Source organism: Vibrio sp. 1562 (assembly GCF_033340155.1).
Classification (GTDB): Bacteria; Pseudomonadota; Gammaproteobacteria; order Enterobacterales; family Vibrionaceae; genus Vibrio; species Vibrio alginolyticus.
Genome location: NZ_JAWOVY010000020.1, coordinates 12451 through 37107 on the forward strand (window position 1 = coordinate 12451; position 24657 = coordinate 37107).

Below are 24657 nucleotides of genomic sequence, written 5' to 3' on the forward strand. Positions count from 1 at the left end.
TACTGAGTGATAATCAGGCGACAGAAGCGGTACTCTCTGAAGACGGCAGTACTATCACCTTGTCCATTGCTGGCTCGAATGAAACCGTCTTAACCATCAGTCTGAATACTGATGGTACCTACCAATTTGAGCAATTTAAGCCGTTAGAACAAACAAACGGTGAAGATACGATTGAGCTCTCTTTACCAACCACAATCGTCGACTATGACCAAGATACGGCAAGCAACACCTTTACGATGACCATCCTCGATGGCGATAACCCAGTGATTGAGAACGTGACGGGCTTGTCTTTAGATGAGGCGGGGGTTGACCAAGGTTCACAGGAAGGCGCGGCAGTAACAAGTGGTACTGGGTCGATCACGACAGCGGTCGGAAGTGACATCATTGATCACTATGAGTTGGAACCTACAGAGTTCAATGTTGGTGGAGAACTCCAATCTCAAGGGCAGGTTGTTCAACTAGAACTAGCGTCCGAGAGTAACGGCGTACGTACTTACGAAGGCTTCATCGAGCTGGATGGTGTGCGTATTACCGTATTTGATGTGGCGATTGATGCACCTGCATTGGGCGAATACCAATTCAACTTGTATGAACAACTTGACCATACGGGTGCTAACGATGACTCGCTCACTTTCTCACTGCCAGTTTACGCGGTAGATGCGGATGGTGACCGCTCCTCTATTACCGAAGGTTCGAACACACCAGAAGCTGCGCAAATTGTCATTCAAGTTCAAGATGACGTTCCTTCGATTGATGGCGTTGATGCGCTAGCCGTCGATGAAGACGATTTATCAAGCATTGGCTCCGATCAAAGCGACTCTGTGTTCGCGCAAGGTAGCTTCACGACGACTCAGGGCTCAGACCGTGTTGTAAGTTATCAATTAGAGAGCGGCACTGATCCACTCAATGGGTTGGAATCGCAGGGGCGATCTATCTCTCTGACGGAAACAACCAATTCAGATGGCAGCTTTACCTATTCTGCAACGGCAGAAGGGGACGCTATCTTCACCTTACAAGTGAACCCTGACGGTTCTTATTCATTTACCCTTGAAGGTCCAATCGATCATGCTGTGGGTAGCGATAGCTTAACTCGAGACTTCACTATTGTCGCAACGGACTTTGACGGTGACACCAGTTCACTTGTTCTACCGGTAACCATTGCCGATGATGTGCCAACCATTAATGACGTTGTCGCTCTTACCGTCGATGAAGATGACTTAAGTTTGGTAGGCTCTGACCAATCACAGTCAACGCTGGTCGAAGGTCAGTTTACGACAACTCAAGGTTCTGATGGCGTCGTACAGTATCAGTTGGATGTAAACGCTGATTCTTTAAATGGCCTGCAATCTCAAGGTCAAACCGTTTCCATTGCCGAAACGCAAAATGCAGATGGCAGTTACACCTACAGCGCAACGGCAAATGGCAGTGCAGTTTTCACATTAATTTTGAATACCGACGGCTCGTACAGTTTTGAGCTGCAAGGTCCAATTGACCATGCGGCAAATAGCGACAGCTTAACCCTTGATTTTAGCGTTATTGCTACAGACTTCGATGGTGACACAAGCCAAATCGTATTGCCTGTTACCATCGTGGATGATAAGCCAACTATTACCGATGTTGATGCGATTACTGTTGATGAAGATGATTTAGGCACGATTGGTTCGGACCAGACTGACCCGATTTCTATTGATGGTAGCTTCACCACCACACAAGGCTCTGACCGAGTGGTAAGTTATCAGCTTGATGCTTCTGCAACACCAGTTGACGGCCTTACATCACAAGGCGTGGCAGTTACGCTGACTGAAACCGCAAACGCTGATGGCAGCTTTACTTACGAGGCGACAGCGGGTAGTGAAGCGGTCTTTACGCTGACGGTGAATACTGATGGTAGCTATAACTTCACGCTTGAAGGTCCAATCGACCACGCGGTAGATAGCGATGAGCTGACACTCAACTTCCCAATCATCGCAACAGACTTTGATGGCGACACCACAAATGCCACTATCCCAGTGACAATCGTGGACGATAAGCCTGTTATTACCGACGTCGACACCATTACGGTTGATGAAGATGATCTAGCGTCAATTGGCTCAGACCAAAGCAATCCAATTTCTATTGATGGCAACTTTACTACCACACAAGGCTCTGACCGAGTGGTGAGCTACCAACTCGATGCTTCAGCAACACCAGTGGACGGTTTAACCTCGCAAGGTTTAGCGGTCACGCTAACAGAAACCGCAAATGGTGATGGTAGTTTCACTTATGAAGCGACTGCGGGTGGCAACCCAGTATTTACTCTGACAGTAGATACTGATGGCTCTTACAACTTCACGCTAGAAGGGCCAATTGATCACGCGGTGGATAGTGATGAGCTGACACTCAACTTCCCAATTATCGCAACCGACTTCGATGGCGACACCGTTACTGAAACCATTCCAGTCACGATTGTTGATGATGTACCGACCATCACAGCGGTGGATGCGTTGAGTGTCGATGAAGATGACCTTAGCGGCGTGGGCTCAGACCAAACTGACGCTGTGTTCGTTGAAGGCGCGTTTACCACTATTCAAGGCTCTGACCGAGTGGTGAGCTATCAACTGGATTCAACGGCTGATCCTGTTGCGGGGCTAACGTCTCAAGGTGAGGCGATTACCTTGGTGGAAACCGCCAACGGTGATGGCAGCTTTACTTATGTGGCGACCGCAGACGGCAATCCGGTATTCACGTTAAACGTAGCAACAGATGGCACTTACGATTTTACGCTGCAAGGCCCGATTGACCATGCAGCTAACAGTGACAGCCTGACGATTGATTTCCCAATTATTGCCACCGATTTTGATGGTGATACGACTTCGGCAACCATTCCAGTCACGATTACGGATGATGCACCAATCATCGATAATGTTTTGCCTCTGGCTGTAGACGAAGATGATTTGTCAGGTATTGGCTCAGACCAAACTGACGCTGTGTTTGTTGAAGGCGCGTTCACCACTACCCAAGGTTCAGACCGTGTGGTGAGCTACCAACTTGATTCAACTTCTGATCCTGTTTCGGGGCTAACCTCCCAAGGTGAGCCAGTTACTCTGGTAGAGACTGCGAATGCTGATGGCAGCTTTACTTACGTGGCTACCGCGGATGGCAATCCGGTTTTCACCATGAACGTGAATGCTGATGGCACATACAATTTCCGTCTGGAAGGGCCGGTCGATCACGCGTTAAACAGCGATGAATTAGTACTGAACTTCCCAATCATTGCAACAGACTTTGACGGCGATACGACGACCGCGACCATTCCCGTCACGATTACTGATGACGTTCCAACTATCGACAACGTTGTTCCACTCACGGTGGACGAAGATGATCTCGCCTCAATTGGCTCAGACCAAAACGATGATGCGTTTATGTCGGGTTCTTTCACCACAACTGAAGGCTCAGACAGCGTTGTTAAATACCAGCTTGATGCAACAGCAGATCCAGTATCTGGGTTGACCTCTCATGGTGAGCCTGTCGTGCTTGCTGAAACTGCTAACGGCGACGGTAGTTTTACTTACACAGCCACGGCAGATGGCAATGCCGTATTTGAATTGATTGTGAAGCCAGATGGCAGCTACAACTTTACACTGCAAGGTCCACTAGACCATGCGGTGAATAGCGACAGTCTGCAAATCGACTTCCCGATTATCGCAACAGACTTTGATGGCGACACCTCATCGGAGACGTTACCTGTCACTATCGTTGATGATAAACCAACCATCACTGACGTAGACGCAATCCGTGTGGATGAAGATGACCTAGCGACGATTGGCTCTGACGGCTCAGATCCAATTTCAATCGATGGCAACTTCACTACAACGCAAGGTTCTGATGGGGTAGTAAGCTACCAATTAGATACTGCTGCAACGCCAGTTGATGGCCTAACATCGCAAGGTGTGGCAGTGACGCTGACGGAAACTGCAAACGGCGACGGTAGCTACACTTATGAAGCGACAGCAGGAACTGAAGCCGTATTTACGCTGACCGTGAATACGGATGGTTCATACAACTTCACGCTTCAGGGGCCAATTGACCATGCGACAGACAGTGATGAGCTGACACTGAACTTCCCAATCATCGCGACGGATTTTGATGGTGATACCACCACAGAAACGATCCCAGTCACCATCGTGGATGATAAGCCGACCATTACCGATGTCGATGCGATTACCGTTGATGAAGATGATTTAGGCACGATTGGCTCAGATCAAACTGACCCGATTTCAATCGATGGCAACTTCACCACCACACAAGGCTCGGACCGAGTGGTGAGCTATCAGCTTGATGCTTCTGCAACACCAGTTGACGGCCTTACATCACAAGGCGTGGCCGTCACGCTGACTGAAACCGCAAACGGTGATGGCAGCTTTACTTACGAGGCGACAGCGGGTACTGAAGCGGTCTTTACGCTGACAGTGAATACTGATGGTAGCTATAACTTCACGCTTGAAGGTCCAATCGACCACGCAGTAGATAGTGATGAGTTGATACTGAACTTCCCAATCATCGCGACCGACTTTGATGGCGACACCACAAATGCCACTATCCCAGTGACGATCGTAGACGATAAGCCAGTTATTACTGACGTGGATTCCATTACGGTTGATGAAGATGATCTAGCGTCAATTGGCTCAGACCAAAGCAACCCGATTTCTATTGATGGTAACTTCACCACCACGCAAGGTTCAGACCGAGTGGTGAGCTACCAACTCGATGGCACATCAACACCAGTTGACGGTTTAACCTCGCAAGGTGTGGCTGTCACGCTAACAGAAACTGCAAATGGTGATGGCAGTTTTACCTACGAAGCAACAGCGGGCTCTGAAGCGGTCTTTACGCTGACTGTGAATACTGATGGCTCTTATAACTTCACGCTAGAAGGGCCGATTGATCACGCGGTTGATAGTGACGAGTTGACACTAAACTTCCCAATTATCGCAACCGACTTTGATGGCGACACTGTCACTGAAACCATTCCAGTCACGATTGTTGATGATGTACCGACCATCACAGCGGTGGATGCGTTAAGTGTCGATGAAGACGACCTTAGCGGTGTGGGTTCCGACCCTGGCGGCGATCTGTTCGTTGAAGGCGCGTTTACGACCACTCAAGGCTCTGACCGAGTGGTGAGCTATCAACTGGATTCAACGGCTGATCCTGTTGCGGGGCTAACGTCTCAAGGTGAGGCGATTACCTTGGTGGAAACCGCCAACGGTGATGGCAGCTTTACTTATGTGGCGACCGCAGACGGCAATCCGGTATTCACGTTAAACGTAGCAACAGATGGCACTTACGATTTTACGCTGCAAGGCCCGATTGACCATGCAGCTAACAGTGACAGCCTGACGATTGATTTCCCAATTATTGCCACCGATTTTGATGGTGATACGACTTCGGCAACCATTCCAGTCACGATCACGGATGATGCACCAATCATAGATAATGTTGTGCCTCTTGCAGTAGACGAAGATGATTTATCAGGTATTGGCTCAGACCAAACTGACGCTGTTTATGTTGAAGGCGCGTTCACGACCACTCAAGGTTCAGACCGTGTGGTGAGCTACCAACTTGATTCAACGGCTGATCCTGTTTCAGGTTTAACTTCTCAAGGTGAGCCTGTTACTTTGGTAGAGACTGCGAATGCCGATGGCAGCTTCACTTACGTGGCTACCGCGGATGGCAATCCGGTTTTCACCATGAATGTGAATGCAGACGGCACATACAACTTCCGTCTAGAAGGGCCAATCGATCACGCGTTAAACAACGATGAGCTAGTACTGAACTTCCTAATCATTGCAACAGACTTTGATGGCGATACGACGACCGCGACCATTCCAGTTACGATTACTGATGACGTTCCAACCATTGACAACGTTGTTCCACTCACGGTGGACGAAGATGATCTCGCTTCAATTGGCTCAGACCAAAACGATGATGCGTTTATGTCGGGGTCTTTCAGCACAACTGAAGGCTCGGACAGCGTTGTTAAATACCAGCTTGATGCAACAGCAGATCCAGTAGCAGGGTTAACCTCTCATGGTGAGCCTGTCGTACTTGCTGAGACAACAAATGGTGATGGCAGCTTTACTTACACTGCCACAGCAGATGGCAATGCCGTATTTGAACTGGTGGTGAAGCCAGATGGCAGCTACACCTTTACTCTGCAGGGCCCACTAGACCATGCGGTGAATAGCGACAGTCTGCAAATCGACTTCCCGATTATCGCAACAGACTTTGATGGCGACACCTCATCGAAGACGTTACCTGTCACCATCGTTGATGATAAACCAACCATCACTGACGTAGACGCAATCCGCGTGGATGAAGATGACTTAGCGACGATTGGCTCCGACGGCTCAGATCCAATTTCAATCGATGGCAACTTCACTACAACGCAAGGCTCTGATGGGGTAGTAAGCTACCAATTGGATGCTGCTGCAACGCCTGTTGACGGTCTAACATCACAAGGTGTGGCCGTCACGCTGACTGAAACCGCAAACGGCGACGGTAGCTACACTTATGAAGCGACAGCAGGAACTGAAGCCGTATTTACGCTAACAGTAAACACGGATGGCTCATACAACTTCACGCTGCAAGGGCCAATCGACCATGCGGTAGACAGTGATGAGCTGACGCTGAACTTCCCAATCATCGCAACGGATTTTGATGGTGATACCACCACAGAAACGATCCCAGTCACCATCGTGGATGATAAACCGACCATTACTGATGTCGATGCAATTACCGTTGATGAAGATGACTTAAGTACGATTGGCTCAGACCAAACTGACCCGATTTCAATCGATGGTAACTTTACCACCACACAAGGCTCGGACCGAGTGGTGAGCTATCAGCTCGATGCTTCTGCAACACCTGTAGCTGGACTCACATCACAAGGCGTGGCAGTCACACTGACGGAAACCGCAAACGGCGATGGTAGCTTTACTTACCAAGCGGCAGCGGGGACTGAAGCGGTCTTTACGCTGACAGTGAATACCGATGGCTCTTATAACTTCACGCTAGAAGGTCCAATCGACCACGCGGTAGATAGTGACGAGCTGACACTGAACTTCCCAATCATCGCAACCGACTTTGATGGCGACACGTCTGCTGAGACAATTCCTGTCAAGATCGTTGATGACAAACCGACACTTGGTGGCATCGAAGCAACAAGTGTGCAAACGGTTGACGAGGACGATATCCCAACAGTCGGATCTGATGGTACGCAGTCGAACAGCATTGCAGGTAACTTCATCGCGACTGATGGCTCTGATGGCATTGTGGAGTACAGCGTTTCTGACCTAACCACGCCAGTACAAGGCCTGACCTCTGGTGGTCAATCTCTGGTTATGGTTGAAGTATCAAACGCAGGTGGCGTTTCAGTTTACGAAGCTCGTATTGATGGCACGACGACACCAGTATTCCGTGTGACTCTCGATGCTTCTGATGATAGCTACACGTTCGATTTGCTTGCTCCTCTCGATCATCCAAATGCTGATGGCCAAAATGAACTGGTCATCAATTTACCGATAAACGCGACTGACTTTGATGGAGACGTGTCGAACAACATCACCTTACCAATTACGGTTGTGGATGATGTTCCGACCATTGACGGTTTACTAGCAGGCAGCGAACAAACCGTTGATGAAGATGACCTACCAGCAGGTACGGATGCTGCAAGTGCAGAAGATACTGTTATTTCAGGTACTTTTGATATCACCGAAGGTGCTGACCAAGTTGCTTCTATTCAGCTGAGTGACCTGACCACGCCTGTTGCGTCACTGACTTCAGATGGTGAAGCTATCACCTTAGTTCTGTCTTCTAGCGCAAACGGCGTGAACGTATACCAAGGTGTCGCAGGCAATCCTGCTGAAGTGGTGTTCGAACTGACGTTGGATGCAACGAACAACACCTACGAGTTCGATTTACAGAAGCCGCTTGATCATCCCGATGGTAATCAGCAAAACGAGATTGTTATTAACCTCCCTGTGACGGCGACAGATAATGATGGTGATACTTCACCAGCCTTCACATTGCCAATTACCGTTGTGGACGATGTTCCAGTTGTTACCAATATTGAAAGTCTACGTGTCGACGAAGATGACTTACCTCTTGGTTCTGATGGAACGAAAGAGCCATTAACGGTATCAGGTGAGTTCGAAGTCACTAGCGCAGATGGTATTGATGCTTTCGAATTGGATCTAAGCTCAAATCCTATCCCGAATCTGAAATCGGGTGGAGAAGAGGTAACACTTTCTCAAGACGTTGGCGCTTCAACTGCTGACGCGCTTGTTTACGTGGGACAAACACCGGGTGGAGTGACGGTCTTCACGTTGACACTTCATCAAGATGGTAAATACGACTTTGAGTTATCTGGTCAGTTAGATCACGCGGTTAACTCTGATGAGATTTTGTTGAATCTACCTGTGAAGATCACGGATGGCGACAACGATACCATCACTGCGACCTTGCCAGTTACGATCGTAGATGACAAACCAACCATTGATGCTATTAGCTCTGGTAGTACCTTGTCTGTGGATGAGGATGATATTCCAAGCCAAGGTTCGGACGACACGCCAGAATCCAATATCATTGGTGGCAACTTTGACGTTACTGATGGTGCCGACTCTATCGTTAGCTTCCAGTTGGATAGTTTAACATCGCCTGTTTCTGGCCTTACCTCAGGTGGTCAACCGCTTGAGTTGGTTGAGTTTTCAAATTCAAACGGTGTGATTGAGTACCGAGCTTATGTACAAGGTACGACGGACACCGTCTTTAAACTGACGCTAAATGGTTCAGCAGACAGTTATGAATTTGAACTGTTGGGTGCACTTGATCATCCTGCGGGTAACGATGAAAACTCGTTGGTCATTAACTTCCCAGTCAACGCGACTGATTTTGATGGCGATGTGTCCAATAACATCACCTTGCCGATCACCGTGGTGGACGATGTCCCAGCTATTGTGAAAGTGACAGACTCTAGCCAACAAACCGTTGATGAAGATGATCTTTCCGGTGGCTCTGACACGACAAGTAGTGATTCAACGGTATTGAACGGCGGATTTGAGGTCGTTGCTGGTGCAGACAAGATTGTCAGCTACCAAGTTTCAGACCTCGATGCAGTCGTGTCTGGTTTAACGTCGAACGGCAGCAGCATCGAGTTGAATCTAGTAAGCACGAATGGTGGAGTAACCAGTTACGAAGCGGTTATTACTGGCACATCAACTAAGATCTTCACGCTGTCTCTTGATGCGAATAATGACAGCTACCAATTTGAGCTGTTGGGACCAATCGACCATGACGCTGTTCAAGGTGAAAACAACCTTGTCATTGATATTCCAATTACAGTAACAGACTTTGATGGTGACACGTCATCATCACTGAATCTTCCAATTACCGTAGTTGATGACATTCCCGAAATTAAATCAGCAGATGCTTTGGCTGTTGATGAGGATGACCTTGCCAACGGCTCTCAGGCAACCAACAAAGACAGCCTAGAAGCAACGGGCAATTTCGATACGGTGGAAGGGGCAGATACCGTTGTCTCTTATCAGCTGGATCTTACTTCTAACCCGATACCAGGAGTAACTTCAGGTGGTTTTGCGGTGACGTTAGTTCAAACCGCGGTAAGCAACAACAACTTTACTTATCAAGGTCAAACACCTGATGGTAACTCAGTGTTCACACTAGTTTTGAACGCTGACGGCTCTTACAAGTTTACGCTTGAGGGTGCGCTAGATCACTCAACTCAAGGCGAAGATACACTCATACTTGATCTCCCAGTCTTTGCGACCGATGTCGATGGTGATACGGCAGGTATTAACTTACCAGTGACGATTACCGATGATGTTCCAACCTTGCACGATGCATCTATTTCGCGTGTTGAGGGGCAAGGCAGCCGCACGGTTCGTTTATTCCGAGACCCTGTAGAGGGGGATGATGACCTTGGTGCTGACGGCGCACAAGTGACTTCATTCTCGGCTGATGATTCAGGCATTTACTTTAAGCAAAATGGTGTTGATTCTGATTCTGTCGATTTGAACGGCAGCGACCAAGTCGTATTTGTTCACAAGGTTCTTGACGGAGTGGATACTGAAATCGGTCGTTTGGTTGTTCGAACCGATGGCAGTGTGTCATTCCGTCCGAATGACGACCTTGACCATACCGAAACCGACTCGATTGATTTCACCATCAACGTTGTTGCAACCGATGGTGATGGCGATATCGCAGATGCCGATGTGGATATCTCGATAAGAGACCGCAATGCGCAAATTGACACGTCTACCGTTACTGCGTTCGAAGACCAAGGGCGTGATGGTGTCGTTGTGGGCGTTGACTCTGCAAATACTCAGGACAACTTGTCGACGCTGGATGTTAGCCCTGCGAAAGTCGACTTGGTTATCAATTTACACGATATCGACCGTAACGAGAGCTTAGGTGACATCACTATTCGAGATGCTGATACTCACAACGGTACGTTCTACTACAGAGACGGCAGTGGCAACTACATTGAATTAACATCTGTAGGCAATACGGTTGTTCTCGACGCATCAAATGTTGAGCAGTCATTCAATGGTGAGCTTGTCTCGTTAGATAACTTGTACTTCGTACCAGATCGTCATACATCAACCGATGCTTCTGGTATCGATCCTCGTATCCGCGTGGAAATTCTTAACAATGGTACGCCAGATCATACGATTAATGGTCGTTTAGACATTGAAGTTGCTGCCGTCGCAGATATTGCAACGTGGACGGCAAGCAGCGAATTTAACTACTCGGTTGATGAAGATGGAAACAATGTCGCACTTAACATCACGGCTGAAACCCAAGACACTAGTAACCCAGAAGGCATTGTGTACGAGCTTGTCTTTACACAAGGAGAAGGTAACGCAGAGTTAGTCTATTCAGATGGTAGTGCGATACCAAAATCCGGTGGTGTTTATCTGGTGGATGCAAGCCGAATTGATGAAGTTCAAGTTGATCCGATAGATAACTTCTCGGGCGAAATCAGAATTGATGTCACCGCTATTACGACGGAAAACAACAATCCACTGCTTGGGAAAGATACCGCTCGCTCAGAAACCGAAACCATCATTATTGATGTAAACCCAGTTGCGGATAAAGGTAGTTTTACTGTAAACCGAATTAATGTGTTTGAGGATAATGCTCGAACTCAAAATACGGTAGACCCTGTCACTGATCACGACCCACTCCAATTAAGTGAAGTGATCACCATGAAACCATCAGCGGACTTAGATGGTTCTGAAGCGTTATTTGTGCGCATTTCTAACTTCTCAATTGATGGGGTTACTTTGGTGTGGCTGGACTCAGCAAACCCAAGTCAGATAGTAGAAGTGACCGATTCAGGCGGCAATGTACTTTATTACGAAGTGCCAGAGTCTGAATTAGCGAACGTCGAAGTTCTTCCTCCTTTGCACAGCAATGATGACTTTACTTTCAATGTCGAAGGAATTGTGAAAGACACAGCATCATTGTCTACCGGTACGACAGAAGATGTGTTGTCACTGGGCAGTAAGACCGTCATCGTTGGTGTAAAAGGTGTTGCTGACATACCAGACACGGTATTAATTGACGCGGGGAACGTTTGGAACCGATTCGTAGACGGAGATGTGGCCGGGATAGAGACGACTATTGAAGAGAATGGTGTTGTAAACCTCAACTTCTCGGTTGTATCAGGTGAAGTTGCCGATAGACCACAGGATGATTCAGAAGCCATTACTGTTATCCTGTCCAACATCCCCGACGGTGTTCGTGTCGTAGATTCAGACGGTTCAAGCGTTGACCTCACCTTTGTTGGCTATGATGGTAACGGTCAACCGATTTACGAAGCAAACATCACTGGGCTGAATTTTAATTCCGGTATTCAAATTATTCCGGAAGCCTCTTCAACTGAAAACATTGCGATTACAGGGACGATCATTGTTACCGAGAATGATGGTCATAGTCGTGTGATTGAAAGAGAGGTAAGGATCAAGGTCGAACCCGTTATTGACGCTCAAGATAACTACGTTGTCCGATCGGAGGGAGATGAAGATACGCGCTTTGACATCGATTGGAAACCGACGCTCGTACAAAGCCCTGATACCGATGAATTCTTTAGTGATGTAACCATCTCTGGATTTCCTCCAGGCAGCACGGTCTATGTAGATGGTGTGGCACAAACGCTTGTTTCTGGAACACTAACGCTTTCACCGCAAGCCGGTGAATCAGAACAAGATTTTTCCGCTAAAATCTCTCAAAGTGGCTATGTTCAAGTTCAGTTGGAGCAGGATTCAAGTACTGACTTTGACTTGACCACAACCGTCACTGTGAAAGAGATTGACCATGAATATGTTGACGCTTCGAATCCCGGTGAAGGTATCGCTGAGAAAACCATCAATGGTACGGTGAATGTCCAAGTTAATCCAATCGTTGAGCCAGAGGATAAGACGGGGGCAATAGACGACCAAACCCGTCTGCTTGTCACTGAAAGTGGTGGTGGTGCTACCGATATCGTGAAGTCAGACGATCAAGGTAACATTGACTTTACGATCAACACTTCTATGGGGGGCGAATCTGGCGCTCATATCATTAAATACCAAGAGTTTGATGCGTCTTCAGATGAAGTGGTGACTCAACTTGTTGTTCAATTTCACAATGTGGACCCTGAGATCCTCAACCAATTGGTTATCGTCGGTGCACTAAATGAAGGTGGAGGTCGTTGGACAGTAACTAATGAAGACAACTTCTCAATTAAAGCGCCGTCTGGACTTGATTTAACACCAAACGATGACAGCGACGATGGCGATAACGGTGGTCTCTCTCAAATTGGCTTAACCATTTACGCAGAAGTGAATGATTTGGGCGAAGATTTGGGCAACGAAAAAGATGCGACGGTCGTGCGTCAAACGGATGTGACACTAGAGTTTCCAACCGTCCTCACACCGAAAATGAGTGTAGCGGCAGAGATTCAGGTGGCTGATGATGTTCAAATTCAAGCGTTGGAAGACAATTCTATTAACCTTGGTGCTCAGTTGACGTCGAAAGTCGATGCGATTAATGCAGATGGTGTGGAGGATGTCTTGACTATTATCGTCGACCCGACAGCTCCTGGCATTCCTCCTGGTTTGGTGATCACGGGGACGGATGTTGATTTTGTCAATGGTAAATACGTGTTCCAAGCCCATATCGATGCGAGTGGAAATATTACTGGCCTTGATGGTTTGACGATGCACTTGGCAGAAGATTACGCAGGTGATTTCGAATTGCCAATTCGGTTTGTCACTAAAGACACTGAGTCCGGTGATGAAAAAGAAAATAATGTCCAGTTTCCAGTTCAGGTTTTACCGGTTGCAGACGTTCCGAGTTCAGCCGGGGATCAGCCGTTGGATAGCGATGTCACACCAAATGTAAGAGTAGATATCGTCGGTACTTTCGGCTTGGATGCAAACAAACAACCTGTGACTGATCTAAATAACGACGTTCCCACGGCGGATGGTGTTGGTTACGAAGATGGCTTAATCCAACTTAACTTGAGTGTTGATTTTGCCGATCAATTTAACAACACTCAAGGTGGTCGAGAAACACTAACGAACATCAAGTTAGAGCTTGATGACACAACATTAGGTGAGTTTGTTGATGCCAATGGTAACAGCTTAGGAACCAGTATTGAGTTTAATGAAGCTGAGATTTTAGCTGGTGCGCTTGACAATGTTCTGTTTAAGCCAAAAGAAAATTACCCCGTAGGTGGTGGCCAAAATACCGTCAAGATTAATATCGAGGGAGAAATTACTGATGAAGCTGTGTTTGATCAGTCTATCTTGAATAACTCTGGCGATAATATAGATGTAAGAACCTTCACTGACGATGTCACATTTGAAGTTACGCCAGTCGTTGATGACATTACCATTACAGGTGCCGATCCGACGCAGCCAATCACGGTGATTGGTGACGAAGATACTTTAATTTCGCTGAATCAATCGGGCTCTGGTGTTTCGATCAGCCTGAACGATAATGACGGTTCTGAGAGTTTCGTTTCACTCAAGTTAACGGGGCTTCCTGATGACTTTATCGTTAAATCCAATTCCTCTGATTATGTTGTTAAGAATAACGGTGGGGGCGAATGGAGTATTCAACTAAAAGATCTCACTCAGACGTCCATTGACCTGAGTGACATCCAAATTAAACCGCCAAAACACTTTAGTGGCGAGGCTGAGATAGGTATTACGGTCTTCATTCAAGAGGAGTTGCTACAAGTACCAACGGAACGAAACAATAACTTTACGCTTATTGTCAATCCTATTGGTGATGATGTTGATGTGAACCCCGACACTTCGGCTGCAGGTAATGAGGGCGAAGACATTGTTATTAATGTAAATGCGTTAGTGGTTGATAACAAAGAGTCCATCGGAGATGGTGCAAACTACCAGGAAAATGATCCAGAGACGCTGAGAGTTGAGGTCTCAAATGTCCCTGATGGGGCGAGCGTTTCATTACCTGATGGGACAGTATTTACTGACCAAGGCGGCGGCGTTTTTGTCTTAGAAATCAATGCTCAAGACTTGGATCAAGTGGTGTTTAATTCTGGTGATCGCAACGATAACTCATGGGATGGTTCGCTGCATTTCAAAGTGCAAGCCGTTGATACTGGGCTCGATGGCAGTCAAAGCTTGGGCTCCGCAGAGGAGTTTGATGTCACTGTTGATGTTGAAGCAGTGAACGATCGTCCAGAGTTCGTCAATACCGTGGATGTGGAAACACCAGAAGATACGCCAATGCTGCTTGATGGTTTCAGCATTACCGATATTGATGCCGTACTCGATGATCCGAATGCTGAATATGTACTCAATGTGAACGTCGACAGCGGTATCTTGGAGCTTAATCCAACGCTCATCGCTACTTACAACCTAACAGTGAGCGGTGATGGTACGGACTCCGTTGAACTGAAAGGTACAGTGGCCGATCTAAACAATGCCATTGCAGACGGTCTGATTGAGTTTAATCCAGAGCTGAACTTCTTTGGTGACGTTCAGGTGGACGTGACAGTCGATGACCAAGGTAATGAAGGTATCGTAATTGGTGGGGTAGATGACACCCTAAATACCAACAGCAGCAGCTTCAATATTGAAGTGACAGCGGTGAATGATACCCCAGAAACTACGCCAGTGACGCTACCGGATATTGAAGAAGATAGTGGTGTGTTCTCCATCTCTGAAGCGGATCTTATTGCGAATGCGACAGACGTAGAGAACGATAATCTCACGGTTAGCAATGTTCAGTTAACGGATCCGAATTCGGGCAGCATTATTTTCAACAGTGGCACGGGAGAGTGGGAATTTACCCCAGCACCAGATTACAACGGTCCAGTTGAAATCACGTACACCATTACAGATGATGGCACGACAAATGGTGCATCCGATCCTAAATCGGTTAACGGCAGCGCATCGTTCAACGTAACGGAAGTCAATGATGCTCCAACGACGTCTGAAGTGACACTTTCTGATATCGCAGAAGACAGTACGGCGGTTGATATTACCCAAGCTGATTTGTTGGCGAATGCGTCTGATATTGAAAACGACACCTTGATGGTGAGCAATGTCCAGTTGGTTGATCCAAGCAGCGGCACATTGGATTTCGACAACGTAACAGGTACATGGTCATTTACTCCTGCGCCTGGCTACAACGGCAAGGTCGATCTGACCTACAACATTACCGACAACGGTACAACGAACGGTGTTTCAGATCCTCAAACGGTGTCAGGAACGGCGACCTTCGAAGTCACTGAGGTGAACGATGCACCGGTAACATCAGAGGTAACGTTGAGTAGTACCGAAGAAGATGGTGGTTCGGTAACTATTACGGCTACTGAGTTGCTGAGCAACGCAAGTGATCCTGAGTCAGACAACTTGACCGTCGATAATGTTGCGTTAGTGGACCCAGCTTCCGGCACGTTGACTCAAGTGAGTGCGACAGAGTGGACGTTTGAACCCGCAGCAGATTTCTTTGGTGACGTTAATTTCACTTATGAAATCACAGATGACGGAACCACTAACGGCGCTCCAGACCCAATTACAATCGCGGGCACAGCAGTGTTGAATGTTGAAGCGACCAATGACGCACCTGAAATCACTGCAGCATCGGTAACGGATACGATCAACGAAGCCGATGGCCAGAAAATAACGGGTATTAGTGTAAGTGACATCGACTTCACTGGTGCGCAGGCGAATGAAATCATGACGGTGACTCTTACAGTTACCGAGGGCGACCTTCGTGTCGAGCCGCCAGCAGGTAGTGGTGTGACTGTTGGGGCGGGGATGGCTGGTGAAATAACCCTAATGGGCACACCAGATAATATTAACTCCGTTCTTGGAGCAACAGACGCTTCTGAGGGTGTATTTGTGGATGCAGGAGATGTCAACGCAGCTTCAATCACTTTATCGGTGAAAGTCGAAGACAACGGCGTGTACTTCGAAAATGCGGGTACCGCATTGGAAGCGAATCAAGATTTCACTATCAATGTGACACCTGTAGCTGATGCACCTACATTGAGTATAAATCCTCAGTTTAATTACATTCGTCAAATTGCGGCTAGCCAAACCGCGAGCAGTCAAGGTTTAGCGATTGTCGGAATCATGGCGGCGCTTACTGATATTGACGAGGTGCTGTCTTTGGAGCTAACGGGCGTACCAGCTAGTGCTGAGGTAACAAGTGGCGTTTCTCCATCAGGCATTAGCTTCGATGGTACCACTTGGACAGTACCAAGCGATGAAATTGATACGCTAGAAATTGTCGCAACAGATACTAACAGTGGTATTGATGTCGGTTCTTACGATATTTCGCTTACGGCGATATCAACGGAATCTAATGGCGATGAAGCGCAGTCTTCACCTGTCCAAATTAGTTTGGATGTGAGTAGTGATAGCGACGATATTGACCAGTCAACCGCAGTGGACGACAGCTATTTAGTCGGTGGAGACACAGGTATCAACTTGATTGGTGGCGACGGTGACGACGTTATTCTGGGTGGCGATGGCGATGACGTGCTTATCGGTGGCTTAGGTTCAGATATCTTAACGGGTGGAGACGGCAGCGATATCTTCAAGTGGACGGTAGATTCCGTTGATGAAGGGGCAGTGGATACCATTACTGACTTCACTGTTAACGAAGACAGTATCGATTTACGTGAAGTTATCTCTGATCTCAATAACTCAATGATCGACATGGATGATCTGCTTGGTCACATTTCGGCAGACTACGATGCATCGACGGAAAGTGTTTCTCTGAACATTACGACGGATGCAAATGTTCAACAGACTATTGTCGTGGAAAACTTAGGTACTTCAATCGACTTCAACGGTCTCAGCTCCAACGAGATTGTAGAGTCATTGCTCAACAACGGTGTTATTGATAACGGATAAACCTGTATGCAACATAAAAATGGGCGGTTCTGATAAGCCGCCCATTTTTTTCGGGAAAGCTTGATTTTAAACAGGAGATATTTGAATCGAAATAGAAAGCAAGAACGAAGCAAAGGGGTTATCTTGTTACGACGTTATAGTGATAGTTGGAAATTAAAATAGCGATAATTTGACGTTAAATCGCCTAAACGTGGATGTCTAGCAAGCTGCCAATGATTTCATTGTTTTTCTCTATGACAGACGCGCCAACTCGGTTATAACCAGCGGCTTGTGCTAGGTTGATGAGAGATTCAACTTTTTGAGAGGGAAGGCTAGGTGTTGAGGCTGTTATTGCGACATCCGCAACCGCAGCTAAATCGATGTTGTGATCAGAAAGCTCTTCTTTAACCTTACTTACATTATTGCTAATGCCATGTGCAGCTTTCTCGGCTATTTGTTGTGACATCTGAACGATGTGGTGTCCAGATTGAATTCCCGATACAGGCATATCACTACTCCCAACATTATGATAGTGAGAGCATAGGTGGACTTTATAAAACGTTCAAGTGTTTTATATCAATGACTTGATTAGGCAAACAGTTTGGCAAGCATTTCTCTTTCTTCACCAGATAGAACCGGTTTTTGCGCTTTATTTAGTTTCACGCTGATCTCACCTTGTAATGACTTTAACTGACTTGCCGTTAAATCACTGAGCTTTTGTTTAAGTTCATTAAATTGTTGTGCGTTCATCTCAATACCTTCGTCGTGATTCGGTTTATCCGTCGTTGCCCGAAATTCTTCATCCTTTGGATACAACATATTTATTCAACCAAAATAGATTAGAATTTGATCGATTGCTTTTTGTCCGAATATTGTCAAGGTGTGTTAAGTGATACGTCAGATTTTTCCTAAGAAGGTACATAATTACCCACTTTGGGGTAGGTGGAAACGTAAAAATAAAAAGGGAAGCGATATAGCGCTTCCCTCTTACATATGGTTTGAATGTTACTAACTTACTCTGACGGCAAACTTGCTAGCAAGTGAATGAAGCTCTGGGAGCATGCGATAGATAAGATGGAGTTGTTGCAATACCATGCGGGCAGAGCTGTCGTCTTCATCGCGCCATTCATTTAAGCGTTGCTCGAGTCCAGCATCATCAATATTAGATAGGTCACACTCCTCACAATGCTGGTGAAGCTGTTTATGAAGTACATCCAGATGTTGATGAATACAACGGTGAGCATCTAAAACGAGTTTATGAATTGACTCATCTTCGATGCGAGTTCTGTGCGCGCCTAATGCAGAAATATAGTTCAACATTGCGTGATTTAACGTTAGGAAGCGAAAACTTTCATCAACAGCTGCGCGATATTTGCCAGGCTCCGCCAGCATCGTACTAATCGCAGAAGAGAGTGAGGCATCATTATTGTGGGCCTGGCGGCGAGCGATACGGTAGCTCAAATTGTCTTTCTTGCCGATTCTATACTGACCAATGATCTGATCGAGATACTGCTTGTTCGCCTCTATCGCATCCGACATAACTTTGTGAAGCCTTCTCGACTGCCAGTCGGGCAAAATAACTAATACAGCTCCTACTGCAAGCACACACCCGATGAGGGTATCTGCTAGTCGAGGAAGGACAACTGCGTAACCTTCACCTAGTTGATTAAATAAGAAGAGGACGAGCAGTGTAATAAAACCAGTCGCGTACCCATAGTTGTTCATCCGGAAGGCGAAAAACATCACTCCAGAGATAACGATAAATACTAACTGGCTTTCTTGAGAAGGGAAAAAAGTCAGCAATGGTACACCAATCAACAAACCAGCTAATGTACCTATTACTCGCGCCGTCAATTTTTGGCGAGTGGCACTGTAGTTCGGTTGGCATACGAATAAAGTGGTTAAGAGTATCCAGTAACCTCGGTCGATGTTGAATATTTGAATGATTCCATAGCCAATCGTTAAGGCAATTGACATACGTAATGCATGCCGAAACAGCATCGAATCTTTGTGTAAATTTGCTGATATACGCTGCCACATCGCCTTTAGCGTGTGTGGGTTGGTATCGGCGAGGGTATCTTCTTCGAGGCCTTCAACATCTGGGTTGTTAATGTTATTAAGTTGTTTTTCTACCGTCGCTAAGTTATTGAATAAATATGTTAACTGCATCAGCAGACGTTTCCAGTGCCCTTGCTTTTGTTCTTCTAGATAAGCAAGAGAGTTTTGTACTTCAGCTAATGCCAGAATAGATTGATCGGTATGGGAGTATTCATTTCCTAGCTGAATGGCTAGTGCAATATCACGACACGCTTGGGCTTGAGACTCCAAAAGATATTTAAAACGAAACAGCACATCAGAACGTTCAAATTCGGTCGCTAAATCCTGATAGCGATAATGGCTAGAACTGACGCGTTCGTGAATGTCTTGAGCGATGAAATAAATATTTAAAAATCGGTCACTAGGCCCATCAATGTGACCCCGTTTCGATCGGTTAAGTAATGTGGTTTTACAAGCGTTTAGTGCCGTAACCGTGGCAGCATTGCATTTTGCAGCTTCAATCCGTAGCGGTTGTGGCGTCAAGTTGGTCACAGGGTGAAAAAGCTTGGCTTTCGCATCAAGATAATTCGCCATTTGGAAGAACACATTGGCTAAGCTTTGTTGCACCGGTTGAAGAGGCCAAAATATCTGCCAAATCATGGACATGAAGTAATACCATGCGGCACCAGTCAAAAGCAGTAGTGGCTGAAACCAAATGTTGGTGCTTTCATGTGCGCCAAGCATAGTATAAATAGCGATCAGCAACGAACCAAAAGCAATACTCGCGTACTTAGGACCTATCGCTCCAAGAATGATGAAGCCGAAGGTTGAGATAAATAATCCCAACGCAAAAGCCCAAGGGGTATCGAACAAGATTTCAATTGAAAAAGCAGCAAGCGCAAAACAGAGAAAGGTGAGAATCAGAGCCTTGATGCGTCCAGTGAAACTGTCATCACTTTCAGCCAAAGCAGCAGCAATAACGCCTAATATTAATGGCGTTATCAGCGTGTTTTGCTCGAAGTACCAAGTTGGGATAACCACACCCAGTAAGGTAATAAGGATAAGAACGCTGTAATTTATCGTCTTGTTTGCCCAATAGAGCCGAAATTTAGAAGTTGCTTGCACAATGCGCCTTATGTTTCCGATGAAGAACAGGGGGAATACTACCAGACCCACTATAGCGCGTTTATGATTTACTTTAAGAAAAATTCGTGGTTGCTGATAAAATCAGCAGGGATGTCATTGACTTATATTAAAACTGCCAGGTCATGTATTGAGGATTGTAAAGCCAGCTTCAAATAACCTCAGCTTTAGGTTATTAAATCGACAGTAATGTGAATTTTATTAAAGAATAGAAGAAGAAGCTTACTTAGGTGCTCGCCGTTGCTACAATTTAGCGCCTTAAAATGATATAAATCGACAACTTCTAAACTAAAAGGCGCACGTTTCATGCAGCTTACTGCCACTAGCAAAGCACAGTTTTTTATTCAAAATGAGTACCATCACGTCGAAATAAAAGAGAACAGTGTTTTATTAAGCTCGATAGGCAGTGAAGAACATATTCCTTTTACGATCTGGAATGGCAAAGTTAGCGTAAAGCGTGGGTTATTATGGAGCTCTTTACAGTTTTTTGCTCATGAACACGAAGGCAAACAACAAAGCTGGCTAGTCCAAGGTTTACCGTGGCCGCAATGCCGAAAGTTTGCGCTTGAGGCCGTTCGTCAATATCAAGAGTGGCACAACACTCAGTGCCGAAAACTGGCTGAGTATCTACCTAAGTGGGAAGAAGAGCTTTACAAACTAAAGCACTTGCCTGCTTACTTATCGCATTCTCAAGTGGTCTCCTGGGTTGAAAGCCTTAACCAAGAGTTAAGCGAGATGAAAACCACCCTAGAAGAAGCCAAAATGCGAATGCCGAATCGTATGTCGCAAATAGAGCCTTGGCTCATTGATACCTCTGAGGCGCTTGGTGAGCGTAATCGCGATTGGCTAGAAGCAGAACGTCCAAATTGGGAAGTGCTGTTTAATCAAATTGAATCCTCTCCTTTGAATTTATCCCAGCAATATGCGGTATTGCTCAACGACGACCACAACTTAGTTCTTGCTGGGGCCGGCTCGGGCAAAACCAGCGTTTTAACCGCACGAGTTGCCTATTTGTTGCAAAGCCATCAAGCTCAAGCAGAAGAGCTTCTCATGTTAGCGTTCGGTCGTGATGCGGCGACTGAAATGAAAGAACGCTTAGTAGATAAAGTGGGCATGGCGGCAGACGGTGTGCGCGTCAACACATTCCATCAGTTGGGCTTGTATATTCTTAAACAAGTCGAACAGCAACCTGTCGAAATTAGTCCTTTAGCGTTGGACGAAAATCAACGAACAGCATGGTGTGTAGACTGGTTGAAAAAACATTGGATGACACCCACCAACTTTAAACGTTGGCAAAAACATTTAGACAAATGGCCGATTGCGTACCTAAAAGGGGATGATGAGTTAGGAAGCCATTCAGAAAATCCAAAACTGATCGCTTGGCTAGATTCGCAGCTGTCTCATTTAGCGGCGGTGGGCTTGACCAAAAAGCAAGTACAAGAAAAGCTCGTAAACCACCAAGACTATACGCGTTTAAATAGTGAACTCGCCTTATGCTGGCCATGTTTTACAGCGTGGCAGAAAATGCTTAAAGAAAGCAACCAAGTGGATTTCCCAACCATGATCAGTCGTGCGACAGATTATGTGAATAAAGGGAAGTTTGTCTCGCCATGGCACTTTATTATGGTCGATGAGTATCAAGATATCTCTCCAGATCGTCTGGCATTGATTGAAGCACTGTGTGAATCCACTCAGAAACAAGCAGGTGCCACGTTATTTGCTGTTGGCGACGATTGGCAAGCGATCTATCAGTTTGCAGGAGCGGATGTCGATCTTATCACTGGTTTTAAAGAACGCTTTGCTCACTCAACCGTTCATCACTTAGATACAACTTATCGTTTCAACAATCAGATTGGTGATGTAGCGAATACATTCGTGCAGCAAAACCCATCGCAGTTGCCGAAAACACTAAACAGCCACAAACAACGCAAGCAGAAGAGCGTACATACCGCGCCGAGCAATCAAGTGGAAAAGATCTTGGACCACTTGAATCAACAAGCCAAGCAAACCAAGTCAGTTTTATTGCTAGGACGTAACCATTATCATAAGCCCGATTTGTTCGACGATTGGTTGCGACGTTTCCCTAATCTCGATATTCGCTTTATGACTTGCCATGCGAGTAAAGGACGCGAAGCTGACTTTGTGATTATTCTTTCTGTGGATGAGGGGCAATTCCCCGCTAAGAAGAAGCAAATTCACATTGATGGTGCGTTGACGGAGTCCAAAGACAAATTCCCTTACGCAGAAGAGCGCAGGCTATTTTACGTGGCGATTACACGTGCGAAAGAGAAGGTTTGGATTACGCATACTGGTGCGGGATCTGCATTCGTTCAAGAGCTCGTTAATGGTGACTATCCCATCGTGACTTCTCGTTAAATGCAACGTTTAGAATGTTAAAAACAGTAAAGGCGATACTTGGTATCGCCTTTGCTTTATTTGGTTAGCATCAAAGCTTACATGCGCTCAGCAAGATAGGCTTCGTAATCCGGCACTTCGATGTCTACTTCTTGCTCAAGAAGAGGGGAGTTAAACAGGAACTTAGCGGTGGCTCGGTTCGTTGCTACAGGAATATTCCAAACACTAGCAATACGAAGAAGCGCTTTAACGTCTGGGTCGTGAGGTACGGCATTCAGTGGATCCCAAAAGAAAACGAGAACGTCGATTTTGCCTTCTGAAATAAGAGCGCCTAGTTGTTGATCACCGCCCATCGGACCACTGATCATGCTCTTGATCGCAAGTCCAGTTTCTTTACTTAGCATGTGTCCTGTCGTGCCAGTTGCGTAAAGGAAGTGACTCTGTAGCTTTTCTTTGTTTTCTTTTACCCAGCGAAGTAGCTCAGGTTTGCAGTTGTCGTGAGCAACCAAAGCCACATGTTTATGGGTTGGCATGGTACGAATGGTTTTTTGCATCAAGATGTTTCCGTTTGTATGATTTTAAAATTGTTGTGACTCAATAGAACACGTTTTTGGTCTTTCAATCAACAGCCTTAACACGGAATGTCGGCCTATATTCTGACGGAGATAACGATTCTTCGATCGTGTCGTCATGAAGCGTCTTCGGAGTCAGTGGTTTGATGGTTGGTGAGGCATGTTTGTCATAAGCTTCACCCCTTAAGTAATGCGTTGCTTGCATCACGGAAAGCCGACCTTGCTGCACCATTTTATCTGTTGGTGCGAAGAGCACTTTGTTACGTAACAGGCCTCGATATACACCATGACTTAAGTACACAGAAACTAAACCGATCTCCTCAGCTTTGCCGGCACTGCGCAGCTCACTGATGGCCGCTTCAATCGCCACTGCACTGCCAACAATGTAATCTATATTTCCCATATCGATCACACGTTGAACTAGGTTACGTTGTAACTCCTTGTCGTTGTCTGCCCAAAATGAGTCAACAATGTTGATATCACTTCCTTGTATCGGTTCATAAAATCCGGCAGTAACGGGTTTCGTACCACCACGAGTTCGCGGCCCCAAAAGTAAGGCAATGTTGGTCTTTCCTGACCCCTTTGGATGACGAGCTGCCAAATATTGACCCGCTTCGTATCCCATCCAATGCCAGTCAACACCGACAGTCCCTTTTAGCAACTCACTTTGTTCTTCATCCAAGTCGAGTTGGTTCACAGTAGCAAAAACGGGAGTATTCCCTACCCAATTTTTAAGTGAATGCTCGTAAGCCTGTGGGTCCACGGTCCCAAGGATAACTGCATCTGCTCCCCATTGGTTACACAGTGCGAGTTGTTGTTCTTGACGGGTTTTGTTTGGGTAGCCGCCCGCTTCAAGAACTCGTAGCTCGACACCTTCTCTTTTCGCTTCGGACACCATTCCATAGTTTACTGACAACCAGTATGAATCCTTTAGGTGAGGGTATATTGCACATATTTTCTCTGCGGCAACCGCTGGCAAAGAAGCAACGAGGGTTAAAGTGGCTGCAGAATGTTTGAAAAATGTGCGAAATGCGTGTTGATTTTTAACCATGAAATGAAGTTCGTTGGCATAGATTAAGTAAACACTGCAAAATATAACGTAATATGTCGCTGAACACGAA

7 protein-coding genes are annotated in these 24657 nt (G+C 46.2%); 2 read left to right on the forward strand and 5 right to left on the reverse strand.

The features are described from left to right. Positions 1-236: 236 nt before the first annotated feature. Positions 237-17450: a DUF5801 repeats-in-toxin domain-containing protein gene (locus R7Z49_RS18170; RefSeq protein WP_411913024.1), complete on the forward strand. Its 17214-nt coding sequence runs from the start codon at positions 237-239 to the stop codon at positions 17448-17450. Between the two features lie 184 nt (positions 17451-17634). Here R7Z49_RS18170 and R7Z49_RS18175 read toward each other — a convergent pair whose 3' ends face one another. The 3 genes from R7Z49_RS18175 to yccS form a co-directional block, all read right to left on the reverse strand. Next, positions 17635-17937 carry a hypothetical protein gene (locus tag R7Z49_RS18175; protein WP_171342898.1) on the reverse strand — a complete coding sequence of 101 codons (303 nt, stop codon included), beginning with the start codon at positions 17935-17937 and terminating at the stop codon, positions 17635-17637. Positions 17938-18017: 80 nt separating this feature from the next. Continuing rightward, positions 18018-18248 (reverse strand): hypothetical protein, encoded by a 231-nt coding sequence (locus tag R7Z49_RS18180; RefSeq protein WP_005376575.1) that lies wholly within the window; start codon positions 18246-18248, stop codon positions 18018-18020. A 189-nt stretch (positions 18249-18437) separates the two neighbouring features. Continuing rightward, positions 18438-20591 carry a YccS family putative transporter gene (yccS, locus tag R7Z49_RS18185; protein WP_005376573.1) on the reverse strand — a complete coding sequence of 718 codons (2154 nt, stop codon included), beginning with the start codon at positions 20589-20591 and terminating at the stop codon, positions 18438-18440. A 324-nt stretch (positions 20592-20915) separates the two neighbouring features. Here yccS and helD point away from each other — a divergent pair, with 324 nt between their 5' ends. Beyond that, positions 20916-22985, forward strand: a complete 2070-nt coding sequence (helD, locus tag R7Z49_RS18190; protein WP_318111894.1) for a DNA helicase IV — start codon at positions 20916-20918, stop codon at positions 22983-22985. Positions 22986-23062: 77 nt separating this feature from the next. Here the strand turns inward: helD and R7Z49_RS18195 are convergent, their stop codons facing one another. Together R7Z49_RS18195 and torT are read right to left on the reverse strand one after the other, a co-directional pair. After that, on the reverse strand, positions 23063-23518 hold the full coding sequence (locus R7Z49_RS18195) for a methylglyoxal synthase (RefSeq protein WP_005376571.1): 456 nt from the start codon (positions 23516-23518) through the stop codon (positions 23063-23065). 64 nt (positions 23519-23582) lie between these two features. Continuing rightward, positions 23583-24632 (reverse strand): TMAO reductase system periplasmic protein TorT, encoded by a 1050-nt coding sequence (torT, locus tag R7Z49_RS18200; protein WP_318111909.1) that lies wholly within the window; start codon positions 24630-24632, stop codon positions 23583-23585. Positions 24633-24657: the final 25 nt, after the last annotated feature.